10 protein-coding genes and 1 tRNA gene are annotated in these 14,252 nt (G+C 47.3%); 4 read left to right on the top strand and 7 right to left on the bottom strand.

All coding sequences use genetic code 11. The features are described 5' to 3' along the window. Position 1 precedes the first annotated feature (1 nt). Entirely contained in the window at positions 2 to 1,804 is a 1,803-nt protein-coding gene (locus PHG53_02745) for an N-6 DNA methylase (protein MDD5380545.1), read from the bottom strand. Positions 1,805 to 2,259: 455 nt separating this feature from the next. Next, on the bottom strand, positions 2,260 to 2,736 hold the full coding sequence (purE, locus tag PHG53_02750) for a 5-(carboxyamino)imidazole ribonucleotide mutase (GenBank protein ID MDD5380546.1): 477 nt from the start codon (positions 2,734 to 2,736) through the stop codon (positions 2,260 to 2,262). A 73-nt stretch (positions 2,737 to 2,809) separates the two neighbouring features. Between purE and amrB the strand changes: the two genes are divergently transcribed. The 3 genes from amrB (at position 2,810) to PHG53_02765 (ending at position 6,197) form a co-directional block, all read left to right on the top strand. Continuing rightward, positions 2,810 to 3,682 carry an AmmeMemoRadiSam system protein B gene (gene amrB, locus PHG53_02755; GenBank protein ID MDD5380547.1) on the top strand — a complete coding sequence of 291 codons (873 nt, stop codon included), beginning with the start codon at positions 2,810 to 2,812 and terminating at the stop codon, positions 3,680 to 3,682. Next, a complete protein-coding gene (locus PHG53_02760; GenBank protein ID MDD5380548.1) occupies positions 3,672 to 4,637 on the top strand; it encodes a hypothetical protein in 966 nt (321 codons plus the stop codon). The genes amrB and PHG53_02760 overlap by 11 nt, the downstream gene beginning before the upstream one ends. Positions 4,638 to 4,820: 183 nt before the next feature. Beyond that, complete coding sequence (locus PHG53_02765) at positions 4,821 to 6,197, top strand: HAD-IB family phosphatase (GenBank protein ID MDD5380549.1); 1,377 nt, start codon at positions 4,821 to 4,823, stop codon at positions 6,195 to 6,197. A gap of 33 nt (positions 6,198 to 6,230) precedes the next feature. On the opposite strand, the gene PHG53_02770 is transcribed toward PHG53_02765, so the two are convergent. Next, positions 6,231 to 6,302: transfer RNA gene (locus PHG53_02770), tRNA-Thr, on the bottom strand. A gap of 231 nt (positions 6,303 to 6,533) precedes the next feature. Between PHG53_02770 and PHG53_02775 the strand changes: the two genes are divergently transcribed. Continuing rightward, positions 6,534 to 8,531 carry an LTA synthase family protein gene (locus PHG53_02775; protein ID MDD5380550.1) on the top strand — a complete coding sequence of 666 codons (1,998 nt, stop codon included), beginning with the start codon at positions 6,534 to 6,536 and terminating at the stop codon, positions 8,529 to 8,531. Between the two features lie 597 nt (positions 8,532 to 9,128). On the opposite strand, the gene PHG53_02780 is transcribed toward PHG53_02775, so the two are convergent. From PHG53_02780 to dnaN, 4 genes are all read right to left on the bottom strand, one after another. Continuing rightward, positions 9,129 to 9,839, bottom strand: a complete 711-nt coding sequence (locus tag PHG53_02780; protein MDD5380551.1) for a hypothetical protein — start codon at positions 9,837 to 9,839, stop codon at positions 9,129 to 9,131. Between the two features lie 185 nt (positions 9,840 to 10,024). Further along, a complete protein-coding gene (gyrB, locus tag PHG53_02785) occupies positions 10,025 to 12,478 on the bottom strand; it encodes a DNA topoisomerase (ATP-hydrolyzing) subunit B (protein ID MDD5380552.1) in 2,454 nt (817 codons plus the stop codon). Between the two features lie 35 nt (positions 12,479 to 12,513). Then, positions 12,514 to 12,876: a DciA family protein gene (locus PHG53_02790; protein MDD5380553.1), complete on the bottom strand. Its 363-nt coding sequence runs from the start codon at positions 12,874 to 12,876 to the stop codon at positions 12,514 to 12,516. 3 nt (positions 12,877 to 12,879) lie between these two features. Continuing rightward, a complete protein-coding gene (dnaN, locus tag PHG53_02795; GenBank protein ID MDD5380554.1) occupies positions 12,880 to 13,986 on the bottom strand; it encodes a DNA polymerase III subunit beta in 1,107 nt (368 codons plus the stop codon). Between the last annotated feature and the right edge of the window lie 266 nt (positions 13,987 to 14,252).

Consider the following 14,252-nt stretch of genomic DNA (forward strand, 5'->3'; position numbering starts at 1 on the left):
TTTAGTCACTCGTTATAATTGTAAAGGCGGCATATTTTTTTAATTCTTTAATAAAATTTTGCTCCATTAATTCAGAATATTTCGTTTTCATATATGCTTCTGCGCACCATTCATCTTCGGGTGCCACTTCTTTTAATAAACTTAATCCTTTTATTACTTTTCTATTTTTAAATATATCGACCCATTGTTTTTCTATAGCATCCCATTCCCGGCCGAAATCACCTCTGCCTTTATGCTTTTGTACTGTGTATCCATCATTCTTAAAATATCCGAACCACGTTTTTTTACCACGAGGATGTGGTTTATGTGCGGTAATTACTAAAACAGAAGTAACAACTCCTACATCGTTGTTATAAAATAATTGGTTGGGCATAGACATGGCAGCTTCTAAAGTATGCGACTCTAATATTCTTCGCTTTAGCTCGTATTCCTTCCCTTTAGACGCCAAGACACAACTAATCGGAATAATCGCAACACAAGGGCTATTGGGTTGTAATATTTCTAAATTATTTAGTACAAATTCTAATTCCAATGGATCTGTGTCTATATTGGGATATGGCGGATTTAAAAAACCCGTGTTTGGTCGAAATTCTTTAACTTGCTGGATAACTTTTCCATCAAAACAGCTACCATGTATTATATTAGTTTTTCCGTCTTGATGAATAAACATATTAGAGCACGCCAAAGCAAATATATCATCTTGCCATTCTATCCCGATTAATTGTTTGTTTTTTATTGATTCTACTTTCCTCTTGTCATCTTTTGCATCTTTTATCATTTTGCTCATAGCACTGATCAAAAAACCACCGGTACCGCAACAATTATCCAAAATTACACTGTCTTTATTTACGTCTGCTAATTCAGCAAATAAATGAGTGATATGATGGGGTGTTAAAACTATTCCCAATCCTTTATCGTTATTTGCATATCTCAGAAATTCGATGTAAAATTGTCCTAGCACATCAAAATATTTATATGTTTTAATGAAATGATTTATATGAGTGTCAATGTTATCAATTATATTAGACAATACATTTTTTTCACCTGAAAGAGCCGTATGAGTCCTAATGAAAGTAAAGGCTGTTTTTAAACTTTCTAATTTCTTACCATGAAGATTGGCATTTTTTAGTTCATTAGAAATAGTATCTGCCAGATTATTTGCAAGGTCTTCTGGTTTAGAATGTTTTTTATAAGATATTTCAAAAGCCGAATTTTCCAATGCAATCAATATGCCACTAATAAGCAAACTGCGTTGCGATTCTTTTACTTTTTTAGAGTGTAACTCTTCATTAAGTTCTTTGGAAAAATCAAGTAAGCTATCATAATCTTGTCTAAATTTTTCAGGACTCTTGACATATCCTTGTATGTAACTATCTAAATCTAAAAGTTTATTGGAAAACTTTGGAACAGCATTATTTTCCCCCTTAAGGTGCAAAAAATGAGAAACTTTCAATTCTCCAAAACTTTGTCCGCTTACGGCTATTGCTAAAACATCAAATTCTTTGGATAAATAAGAAGCATAAAGCAGTGCTCCATCTACAGCATATTCCGAATATTTATCACGATTTTTACTTTCATGTTTTTTAACACTGCTTTTGCATTCAATTACAATGATAAAATTTTGATTATCAGAAAATGAAATTATAAATTCAGGATAACCTGCGCCTTCTCCTTTTTTTGAAGCATTTTTTAATAATTTGTTTATTTTAGGATTTTCTGATTTTTGTTCTTCAATCAAACATTCTTTTTCAAACTTTGTAAAATGCTTTCTTACAATGTTTTCCGTTTTTCTTTCATTTGCCATTATAGATTCCTCTTAATCCGTACCACCCAGATATACGGTTACCACCAAATTCTCCACATTCTACCCGCATTTTATTCTCCCGCAATCATTAAAAACCGCGTTAATCCGTGCAATCTGTGGCTAATTTTCTTGACTTTTACCCGAAATTTGGTATAATTCCTCCCAGTTTATCAGCAGATAGACGTCATTCGTCCAGCAGGACAAATCTTTAGGCCGGCAGGGCCACTCAAATTTATTAAAATTCGTTTATATCGATTATCCGATTAAAATGCTTCGGATTTATCATCGAGGATTTTCTGCGCAGAGGGAAAAAATCAATCAAAATAAACAAATTATGCAAAACGAACCCAATTTCCAAAACCCCCAAAATGAATATAACTTTAGTGACAGCAACAACTAACAACTACGAACAACAAACTATGAACTACTCAAAACAAACCCAAACAAAGCCAATTTTACTTCTTCGCCAGTTGTTTTTTGAACTCAGCCAGTTTCCCGGCAAGGCCTTTGTCAGACAGAGCCAGGATTTGCACAGCCAGTATAGCCGCGTTCTTTGCGCCGGCTTTTCCAATCGCCACCGTCGCGACCGGCACGCCCGGCGGCATTTGGACCGTGCTCAGAAATGCGTCAACCCCCTCTAAGCCTGAGCTTGAAATCAGCGGCACGCCGATGACCGGCAGCGTAGTTCTGGCCGCCAAGGCGCCCGCCAGATGCGCAGCCATGCCGGCAGCCGCGATTATCACCTTTATACCGTCTTTGGCGGCGTTTTCCGCAAATTCCGCCGCCGCCTCCGGCGTCCGATGCGCCGACATCACCCGCACCACCGGCTCAATACCAAAGCCGCTTAACTGCTCGACGCAGCTTTGCATTACCGCCATATCGCTGTCGGAACCCATCACCACCGCTACAGCACTTTTCATATCTTTAGCCATTGTTTTCTCTCAGCCTTAAGGTTAAAATATCCTTCGGAATTCGTTTTAAAATAATAACAGCCAGGTGTTCCAGATGCAAACAAGAAAACCCGTCGTTGCAGGTCAGTTTTACCCCGGCGATCGCGATTCCTGCATTGCCGAAATCAGCGAATGCCTTCAAGAGAAACCCCCTGTCAAGTCATTGCCCGAAACAATAGTTGCCGGCATTGTTCCGCACGCCGGCTGGACCTTCAGCGGCAGTTTGGCCGCAATGGTATTCTCGGCAATAAAACAACGCTGCGATAAGGTTGATACCTTCATTATATTCGGGGCGGCGCACGGCTATTACGGCCCTTCGCCTGCTGTTTATGATAGCGGGCGATGGTTAACACCTTTGGGCGAGGCTGCCGTCGATGAAGAATTGGCCGACGCCGTACTGGAAACCGATGCTGCCGTCAGTGACGCCTCGGCACATCTGGATGAGCACAGCATTGAAGTTCAGGTGCCGTTCATACAGCATTTATTCGCCGGCACAAAAATCCTGCCGATTCTGACCCCGCCGAACAAGCAGTCGATTTCGCTGGGCGGGTTTGTTGGTGATATCATCAAACTGCAGAAGAAGAAAATTATCTGCATCGGCTCAACCGACCTGACCCACTATGGTCCGCGCTATGGCTTTGCTCCTATGGGGACAGGCACCAAAGCTCTGCATTGGGCAAGCGACGTTAACGACAAGGAATTTGTCGATTTCGCCCTGCAGCTCCAGCCGCAGAAGATGCTCGCAAGTGCCGCCGAGAACTTTAACGCCTGCGGCCCCGGTGCAGCAGCCGCGGCGGTTGCTGTCGCTAAAAAGCTCGGCAGAACAAAAGGTGTTCTGCTTGCCCACACCAACAGCAACAAAGTCATGCTCGAAAAAATGGCCGTTGCAAGCGCAGATTCCGTCGGATACGCCGCTATTGTGTTCTAAATTTTTTATGAAGGTCGAACTAAAACAGGATTTGCATATTCCCCGCGGCTCTACTATGAGCAGGCAGCAATATATAGATTTCCTCATTGAAGCATATAACCTGATGAAAGAAATCCCATCGTACCTGGCGCCGGCGGAAGATATAAATTGTCTCGAACTGGCCCATCTGATCCCTTCGGTGCCGGAAACAGTATTGGCGATTTATGTCGGCATCAACGATGCCGTCTGCAACAAAGGCCTAGTATCGCCATTGCTGCCTCGTCACGGCCACAATAACGTGTTTGTTTTCGACCCGCAGGTGTACCCGGGCGGCGAAAATGTGCCGGCCGGAACAGCCGACGCCCGGAAGATTCTTGCGGGATTTGAGCCGCCAAATAAAACCTGGAACAGAAACTGGACTTACGTAATGATTCAGGACCCCGCTCGCGGCTTTGAAAGTCTTTGGGCCGAGAAGGGCTACATAGATACGATTGCCGCCAAGTTCGAAGACTTTACTATGTTGACAGATTCTTCGAAAGGTATGTTATGTATTTTTATTGACGCCAAGGCCTTCGAATACCCGATCAACAAATCTCGCGGATACCTCAAAGCCGCCAGGGCCCGCGGCCAAAAGCACGCCTCTGAATTTCACATCCCCGATTCCATAAGTGACGAGTTCGATAGTTTAGTGCCGGTGATGCTGAACCGGGGCGAAAAATTATATGTCGCAACAACCGATTTTGGCCCCTGTGCCCACGGCTGGAGCAATATCCACAAAGACAACTCTGGGTTAGCCGTGGTAAATGAAAATTCCGCCGTGCCTTTGAATTTGGTGACGGCCAAACCGCCGGTGCATCCTAAATATGCAAAGTCACTCACTCCTGCCAGGGGTTCTGCCGATATGACCACAGACTGGTTTTACCGCGGCCGTTCGGTTTCAAGGCTTCCGCTGCTGACAGGTTTGTTCCGAGGTTGATGTTTTTCAATCCTGCCGATGAAAAATCGACTTTTATCGAGAAAGCCGAAATGAAATAAAAAAACCGGCGGTAGTACAAGTTTATCACTGGCTTTTGATGAAATTAAGATGTAAAATGAACTGTCGCAGCAAGCCGGCGTATAAGGCAAACGTAATAAGCGTACAATTTCGGTAATAATACTCATGAATGTATCTGTAATTATCCCTGTTCTGAATGAAGAGAGTACAATCGCCGCTGTAGTTAAGATTGCCAAAAATTGCAGTCGCGTCGATGAGATCATAGTCGTCGACGACCACTCGGTTGACAGCTCGGTTGCGCAGGCAAAGGCCGCGGGGGCAAGTGTAATTACAAGCACAAAACAGGGCAAAGGCATCTCTATGCTCGAAGGCCTGCTCATCTCGAAAAACCCCATCGTGGTATTTCTTGACAGCGACATTGACAGTTACGCCGCCGATGTAATCGATAAAATGACTCGGCCGATAATTGACGGCCGGGCCGACTTCGTAAAGAGTACTTTCGAACGAGAGGCCGGCAGAGTTACAGAGCTTGTCGCAAAACCTCTGCTGTCGCTGCTTTTCCCGGAGGCGGACAAATTTGAACAACCCCTCAGCGGGGTTATCGCCGGCAAACGCGAGTTCTTTGAAAAAATAAAATTCGAAGAACGCTACGGCGCGGACATAGGCATCCTGATTGATATGATTCAGATCGGCGCCAGAGCTACCGAGGTCAACATCGGTTTTATAACCCACAAGACGAAACAGCTTCATCAGCTCGGAAAAATGTCGAACGAAGTTACAGCGGCAATATTGAAAAGGGCAAAAAATCTCCCCTCTTACAATCTCGATACCCTCGAAACCACAAGCTTTATTCTCGACCAAATGGAATTTGCGGTCAGGCAGAACCTGATGCCCTTGAATAAAATGGCTATCTTCGATATGGATAACACGCTCCTGATGGGGCGGTTCATAGATAAAGTGGCGAATAAGTTCAATTTAAACAAGGCGCTCTCTGATATTATAACAGCCAATCAGGAATCGTTCCTTATAGCAAAGCTGATAGCGCGCCTCCTGAAGGGCCTGAAAATATCACAGCTTATCGAAACCCTTGATGAAATCTACCTCGTGCCGGACGCCGTCGAGGTAATTGCGGAATTGAAGAGCCGCGGCTACATCGTCGGAATCGTCAGCGACAGTTATGAGTTCACCGCGCAGCATATCCGAAACAAGGTCGGCGCAGACTTCGCCATAGCTAATGAGCTGGAATTCTCCGACGGCGTTGCCACGGGAGAAATCAAAATCCTCTCCTATTATGCGCGAACAGACAAAAGTCTCTGCAACCACAACTTCTGCAAAAGCAACGCAATGCTCCACCTCAGCGAAAAGTACGACATTCCGTTATCGAACATGATAGCGGTCGGCGACAGTGACTATGACGCCTGCATGGTCAAGCACGCCGGCTTGGGGGTTGCCTTTTGCTCCAACAGCCGAATTCTCAATACGGTGGCCGACAAAGTAATCGACTCCCGAAGTTTCGAGTCGATACTAGATTTTGCCCCTTAAGATAACACGGCTGCGTTTTATTGCCCCCAAAACAGCCAACGGTCGGATTCGAACCGACAACCCCCGGTTTACAAAACCGGAGCTCTACCATTGAGCTACGTTGGCGTTTGAAAAAATGATAACAAAAACTCGTCTTTCAGGCACTCATTTTTTCGGTGCTATTTCCTTCGTTGCGGCCTCCATTTATAGCATTTTCGACAGAACTTATCAATCCTCCGTCTTAAAGGCCTGCACCTCAATGAATAAATAAAACTCCCGATAGCCCGCCCTGCTACAGAAGCGATTCCCGCGCTATTCCCTTGTTTTATGCAACAGCTTTTAGTATTTTGGCGGACTATGATTGCCAGGCCTTCACAATTGGGTCTAAATGCAAAACTGTTTTCGCCGGTTCGCCGCTTGTACGGCCTCCTGGCTCCGCGCGCCTATAGCGTCATTATGTTCGGCGCCTTGTTTTGCACCCTTACAGTAAAGTTCTTTCACGCCCACCGTATCGACCTGCTCGATGAATACCTTAGCTGGATATTCGCCGACATCTCTATCCTTTTAGGTGTCGAAGTTGTATTAGCCCTGCTCTGTTTTCGCTGGCCTCGTAAATGGCTCGTACGTGCCGCTTGTATTTGTGCCGCTGTTATATGCACGTGGTCTGTTATGAGCGCAGGCTGGCTTGTAAGAACCGGAACACAGCTCCTGCCTACCGTCCTTTTGCCGTTATTTCGCGACCCGATAAACGCATTATGTATTGTCGGCATCAATCTCTCAAAATCGCCGGCCGCTGCCGTCATCCTCCTCGGTCCCAGCGCCATTGCTCTTGCTTTTTTCTTTTCCGTTTTAGCAAAACCGCTGCCGCCCAATTACAACCAAAAACGCTTCGCAGTAAGAATTACTGTTTCCGTGCTCCTTGTCCTTATCGCAGTCCTTGCTCGCGGCACGCTCGGCGACCGTGGTTCTAAGCTGATTGTCTCTGAAGGCATGCGTTACAATAGTCAGTTAAGAGCTGTGACCTCTCTCCTCTTCCCCGGTTCCGCCCGTCTGACAAAGACCTATTTAGCCAACGCCAAACGAAAAATGCCTGCTTTTGACGACATACAAATTACAATTTCGCCGATGCAGCGACGCTTAAACCGCAACATCGTCCTTATCGTCCTTGAGGGCGTACAATACAGATACACCTCCCTTTATGACAAACAAAGCAACCTGACGCCTTACCTTGCTTCTTTAGCAGAACAAGGCGTAGAATTCACAAACGCCCGCTCCTCGCTTACGCATACAACAAAGGTTCTGTTTAGTCTCTTAACAGGCCGATTTCCTTCCGCCTCGCAGGACATCGCAGAGGCTGTCCCCCGCGAAAAGCCTTACGCTTCTATTCCCACAATTTTAAAACAGAACGCCAACTTCCGGACCGCTTTTTTCCAGTCCGCAAAGGGAAATTTCGAAACCCGCCCGGGGCTGGTTCACAATCTCGGCTTTGACAAATTCTGGGCCAGAGAGGACTTGAAGACAGAAGACGCATTTCTCGGATATCTGGCCTGTGATGAGTTTGCTATGCTGGAGCCAATAGTCGAATGGATAAAATCCGACGACAGACCTTTCTTTCTGACGCTTATGCTCTCGGTTACGCACGACCCTTACGAAGTCCCGCGATGGTTTGCAGAACCAGCCAAAGAGCCGCTCGCCAGATACAAGCAGGCCATTCTCTACACAGACAAATTCCTCGCAGCCCTCGACGTCGAGCTCGCAAAGCTTAATCTCGCCGACGAAACTATCTTCTGTGTTATTGGAGACCACGGTGAGGCGTTTGGCGAGCACGGCCTGCTCGGTCATGAGAGAATCGCTTTCGACGAAGCCCTTCGAATCCCATTTTGTTTGCGGGCCCCGTTTTTGATTCAGCCGAAAACCGAGGTAACTTGCCCCATCAGCTCTGTTGACCTGGCCCCGACATTGCTGGCCTTACTGGGTTTCGATACACAAACTCTCCGCCTTGACGGTGCTAATGCTCTCGGGCCAATACCCGATGACCGCACAGTATATTTCTCCGGCTGGCTCAGCCAAAGCCCTACCGGGTTTGTAAAAGCAAATCGAAAGTTCATATATTATCCGGCGAACAAAATGGTCTCCGTCTATGATTTGAGCGCAGACCCGCTCGAATTGTCCCCGGCAGAGTTGCCCAACCAGCAGGGGCGCGAAATTGCAGATGATCTTGTCGCCTGGCGAGAAGGCACTATTTTTGTGCTCGGCCGCCAGCAAGCTGGAAAAAAGACCCTTTTCGACACCTGGCTTTGCCGCTGGAACAACCGCGTCGCTTCTGCCAAATATCGCCCCAGCCTCAAAAAATAGCTTGATTCCTCCATCAAGAGTCTGCCTTATGTCCCGCATTGTCCGTTCGTTCATTTCGTTCACCGACGTGTTGCTTTTTGTAAACATCAGACAAATCCTGTTGTCTTTCAACATGTTATGAGGCTTGTATGTGTAAAGATGGACTATCTGGGTAAAGTTGGTGTTGAGAAAAAACAACACGCCGTTGAATTTCGACTCTTCTCTTTTTCCCCGTGAAAAACGATATTCAGGTATAACTTTCTATTTTGCAGATCGTTAAAAAAGGCCTCTCGTCCTTTAGTTTTTTTCGCCTGTTGCTGGCATACTTTTTGCAGGTAGCTTCTCGTTTAAGAAAATAATATTGGGCGGGGCGCTCATAACCCAATACAAAACAAAGGAGGAGGCAGAACCCGCCCATTTGAAAATTTTCAGAATCGGTTTCACAGAAAACTCACCGGTTTTGTTTAATATCGCGGGGTCGTTCTGGAGGAGGGCGACTCCGTTTCCCTTTTTACACCGCATGCTCCGCAATTAATCCTTGCCCACAAAAAAACCCCGCGGCGAATCCTTTCGCCACAGGGCTATAAAAATCTGTCATCAAAAACGCCGTTATTGCGGCTAACGGCTCTTGTCGGATTTTTCCACCATCTCGTCTAATTTTTTGGTATCGGCGCTCCGCTCAGTCTTTCGCGGTATCTTCACAGCCACACCAAGCCGACCAAGTTCACCAGCCACATCGGGCTGATTGGGATTAAGCTGGAAGCTGCGGCTTAAATACTCCCTCGCCCGGCTTTTGTCACCCTTGCCCAAATAATAGAAGCCGATCTGCCTGTTAATCTTGGCCGAATCCGGCGCCATATAAAGCGCCTGCTGATAACCCTTCAACGCGTACTCATCCAGGCCTTGCTCCTGAAACGCCAGTGCAAGCTGAAGAGACGCCGCCGCCGAAATGGATGCCTGCTTTAAATACTCGTCCGCCAGCAGCTTTGACTTGGCCGCATCACCGTTGCTCAATAACACCTTCACTCTTGACGCCTGGGCCTGCCTGTGAACAGGGTCGAAATTCAAAGCGATAGCATACTGGTCTTCCGCCTGTGTCCACAGCCCCTCGGTCTGATAAATCTTGCCGAGCTTGAAATGCGCTTCGGCATTCTCGTATTTCTTATCTATTTCCTTCTGCAGCTGGATCTTTTTCTTCTCGGCTTCCGTTCTCCCGACCTCCTTAGGCTTGGTCTTTCCGCCGCAGCCGCCGAGCAGCAACAACATGCAAACCAAAAGAACCGGAGCAATAAATATTCGCTTCCCCACCTGTTCTTGCCTCCATCTCATAATTTGCACCCCATATTTATAAATAATATACATCTCTCACATCCTTGCGTACCACGCTATGTAATTTTGACAAGCTGGAAAATCTTTGCAAGCAAAATCTTTGATTTTTTATAATAAAACACCGCTCGCAGGATTCCGGCCGTTTCCTTTTAACATACTGACAAGCCATTCCTGCTGGAGGCGTCCTAAATGTCGAGGTTTTGGACTTCGAGGGCATGGTCGCGGATGAAATTCCGGCGCTCCTCAACATTCTCGCCCATCAGGATACTGAAAAGCCTGTCCGCCTCGCCTGCATCATCTAATTTGACGCTCAACAGCGTCCGGGACGTGGGATCCATCGTCGTGTCCCACAGTTGCTCGGCGTTCATCTCGCCCAGACCCTTGAACCGCTTTATCTCCACTCCCTCTCCGCCAATCTGCCGTATACCGGCGCAGATGTCACCTAGCGAAGCTATGTCGTATGTGTTTTCGCCGTTGATAAGCTGAAACTTTGTCGGCAGCGCCTCGCCGGACACGGTCTTGGCAGGTTTGAGAAGAAAATCTTTTAAGTCCAGATTCCAAGCTTCCTTGAGCTTTTCGTTTATCTCGTTAATTCGAGCCGCCTCATGAAGTTCCTCGGCGACAAACGGCTCTTCTTCCTCGCCCTCTGCGCCTTTGCTCGCGCCCTGCTTCAGTTTATCCAGCTGCTTTTCATATTTGGCCTTGGCATAAAACACTTCCTCCTGCCCGCCGGCAATAATACGAAACTGCGGAAGCCCTTTGCTGTCATAATAAGCCTGCACAAAATCAGCGAAATTGATGCCCCGCTTGGCCAGGATTGCTATGTTTCGCTCAGCATCGGCGAGGATTTTTACAAGACCGGCCAGCTGCTTGTCTGAAACTTTTTGTGTTTTTTTGCTCTTATCGCTTTTTTTGCCGTCCCTGATTACAAGCTCTGTACCTTCCAGGCCGCGGGCAATCATTCGCTTGTGCATCTGACCCTCGCTCAGGACATATTCGGAATTCTTTTTACCTTTAATCTTTACTTCGTACAGCGGAGGCTGGGCGATGTAAATCATATCATTGAGAAACAATTGCGACATCTGTCTGAAGAAAAAGGTCAGCAGCAGCGTTCGTATGTGGGCGCCGTCTACATCAGCATCGGTCATTAGTATTATCTTGCCGTATCTGCACTTGCTTAAATCGAACTCGTCGGTGCCGATGCCTGTTCCCAGGGCGCTTATAATTGTTTGGATTTCCTCGTGCGCAAGCATTTTTTCCAGCCTGGCTTTTTCGACATTTAGGATTTTTCCTTTCAGCGGCAGGATCGCCTGGATATTTCTGTCTCTGCCGGCTTTTGCTGAGCCGCCCGCCGAATCGCCTTCGACTATAAATATCTCGGTGCCCGCCTTTTCCTTGCTCGTGCAGTCCCACAATTTGCCCGGCAGGCTGGCGCTGCTTAGCGCACCTTTACGCCTGGTCAACTCGCGCGCCTTTCTGGCCGCTTCTCTTGCCGCAGCGGCCTGAATGGCTTTATTTAAAATCCGCTTCGCCTCACCGGGGTGCTCTTCAAGAAAATGCCCGAGCTGCTCATTGACGACGCTCTCAACAAAACCGCCGACCTCTGGGTTGGTCAGCCGAACTTTTGTCTGGGCCTCAAATTGCGGATTGGCAAGTCTTACCGCTACAACTGCGGTTAACCCCTCGCGGAGGTCCTCGCCCGTAGTACCCTGTTCATTCTTCATCAGGTTATTGTTCTTGGCATAGTAATTCATCGTGCGCGTCAGGGCCGTCTTAAAGCCCGACAGATGTGTGCCGCCGTCGATGTTGCGGATGTTATTGGCAAAGGCAAGCACGTTTTCGGCATAACCGTCATTATACTGCATCCCCACTTCGCAGGTCATTTTCGCCTCAGGGTCCTCTTTAGTAAAGTAGATGACATCTTTGTGCAGAACTTCTTTGCCTTCGTTAAGGTGCTTTACAAAGGCCTTAATCCCGTCATTGAACTTGAACACCTCTTTTTTGTCTTTCCTGTCGTCCCGAAAAGTAATTTGCAGCCCAGCGTTCAGATATGCCATCTCTCGAATACGTTTCGCCAACGTGTCATAATCGAACTCGGCATCTCCAAAAATTTCTTCGTCCGGCATAAAAGATACCGTGGTGCCTTGTTTGTCGCTTTTTCCGACCTCCTTAACAGTGCCCTTTGCTTTTCCCCTGGCGCACTCAAAGTGATGGTGCTTTCCGTCTCTATACACATCCACCTCAAGCCACTCGCTAAGCGCGTTCACCACGCTGACGCCTACGCCGTGCAGCCCGCCGGCAACCTTGTAACTTTCGCCGTCAAATTTTCCGCCAGCGTGCAGGGTGGTGAGCACGACATCTAAAGCGCTCTTCTTCGCCTCTTTATGCTCTTCGACCGGTATACCTCTGCCGTTGTCCTCAACCGTGCAGCTGCCATCGGCCTGGATGTGCACGACTATGTTGTCGCAGAATCCAGCCAATGCCTCGTCGATAGAGTTGTCCAGAACCTCATAGACCAAATGGTGCAGGCCTCCGCTGCTGCGGTCGCCGATATACATATCAGGGCGCTTTCGAACCGCCTCCACGCCTCCGAGTATCTTTATTTTGCTCGCGTCGTACTTGTGGTCTTTCATATTAATCCTTTGTCTGCTGCGCCCCCATCCCTGCTTTCACGTTAAATCGCGGCGGCTCGGCCGACAACAACTTTAATTTCTTGTATCCGCGCCTGCGGATATTGCCTGCCCAGCTCTTCGAGAAGCTCACTGCTTAATAATTGCAGCTCGTACACATACGACGGCGAGTCAGCAAGCACTTTTAGCTTGTGGCCGGAAATGCCGTCGATTCTACAGTGCCGACAAAGCTCGATCGGCAGCAACTGACTCCAAGCCTCGGCTATCAATTCGGCTCTGCTTTGCTGCGGCGAAATCCGCTTTTCCATAAGCTCACTTAGGACATCACCCAAACCGACCGCTCTTTCTGCTCGATGTACCGTTCGCCACTTGACGGCTCTGCGCAATTGTTCGTCTTCGTCCACCATTTTTCAACTCAGGTTAATCGGCATTAGAACATAGAGGAAATTTGCCCCGCTCTTTATCAAGCCCGGCCTGTCCGCCTGACCCAACTCTAACTCGAACTCCGCCGTCTTAATGACCCGCAGGGCCTCTATTAAAAACTGCGGATTAAACCCAATCTCAATCGGCTCGCCCTTATAATCGATGGGCATATTAATCTGCGCATCACCCGCCTCCGGCGCCCTTCCGGAAAACATCAGACTGTTCTTTCCTATCGAAAGTTTAATCCCTCTGGACTCCCCGCTTGTCAGCAGCGCCGAACGGCGCACCGCGCTTAACACCGCCTCGGTTGACAGCACCAGTTTCTTGTCGTAATCCTCCGGTATTATATCCTCATATTTGGGGAAATTACCTTCGACAAGATTCGAGCTTATAACTACATTCGCACAACTGAACAATATCTGGTTGTCGACAAGCTTGACCATAACAATATCCTTTTCACTGCCGCCGATTTTATCCAGCAAAGTCATCGTCTTGGCCGGAACTATTACTTTTACTTTAGCAATCTGTTCAGCCGGCGCTGAAGCCAGGCTGGCTCTGCAGCGGGCCAATCTTCTGCCGTCGGTGGCGACAAGAGACAGCTTCTTGCCTTTAATTTCCCACAGCACTCCGTTAAGAGCATAGCGAGTGCTCTCTTTGGCTGTAGCAAACAAACACTGCCTTATGCCGGCCTGCAGGCACCCTAAAGAAATCTCTATATCAGCTTTCGCCTCAAAGCTTGGAACTGCAGGATATTGGCCCGGCTCTTGGCCATAAATTGTAAAGTGGCTGTCCGCTCCCTCTATCTTGCAAGTGCCGTCCTCAGCCCGTAACACCAAAACATCATCCGTGCTCTCGCGCACAACAGCCGCTAACCGGTCTGCCGGGACAACAATTTCACCTGCTTCTTCCACTTGAACTTCAGAAACTAAATAGTTAATACCAACCTCTATGTCGGTTGCACAGATGTGAACATTCTTTTTGTCGGCGACAATTTGGACACAGTGGAGTATTGGTTTTGGTGTGCGGCTTGGCACAACGGTGGTTAGTATGCCTAAAGCATCTGCCAAGGCGGCTCTGTTAAAATTTAATCTCATAATAGACCCCTATGCCAAAAATGGTAAAAAGACAAGTTTCCAAGCCTCTAAATTCCCAGAAAACACAACTGCAATCTACCCCATAAAGCACACGCTTGCAACCCTTTTTTGGAAAAAACCGCATGGGCTCTTGGTGTAAGAATTAGGACACAAGTGGTTTTTCTCTATCTTGAAAATAGATTAGTATTAATCTTACTTAACTAAAGAGTAGTATTAGTAATCATACACCCTGTGAATTTGTTGCTTTTTAAAGAGGGTTGGTCTTT

It is taken from the genome of Phycisphaerae bacterium, assembly GCA_028714855.1.
Classification (GTDB): Bacteria; Planctomycetota; Phycisphaerae; order Sedimentisphaerales; family Anaerobacaceae; genus CAIYOL01.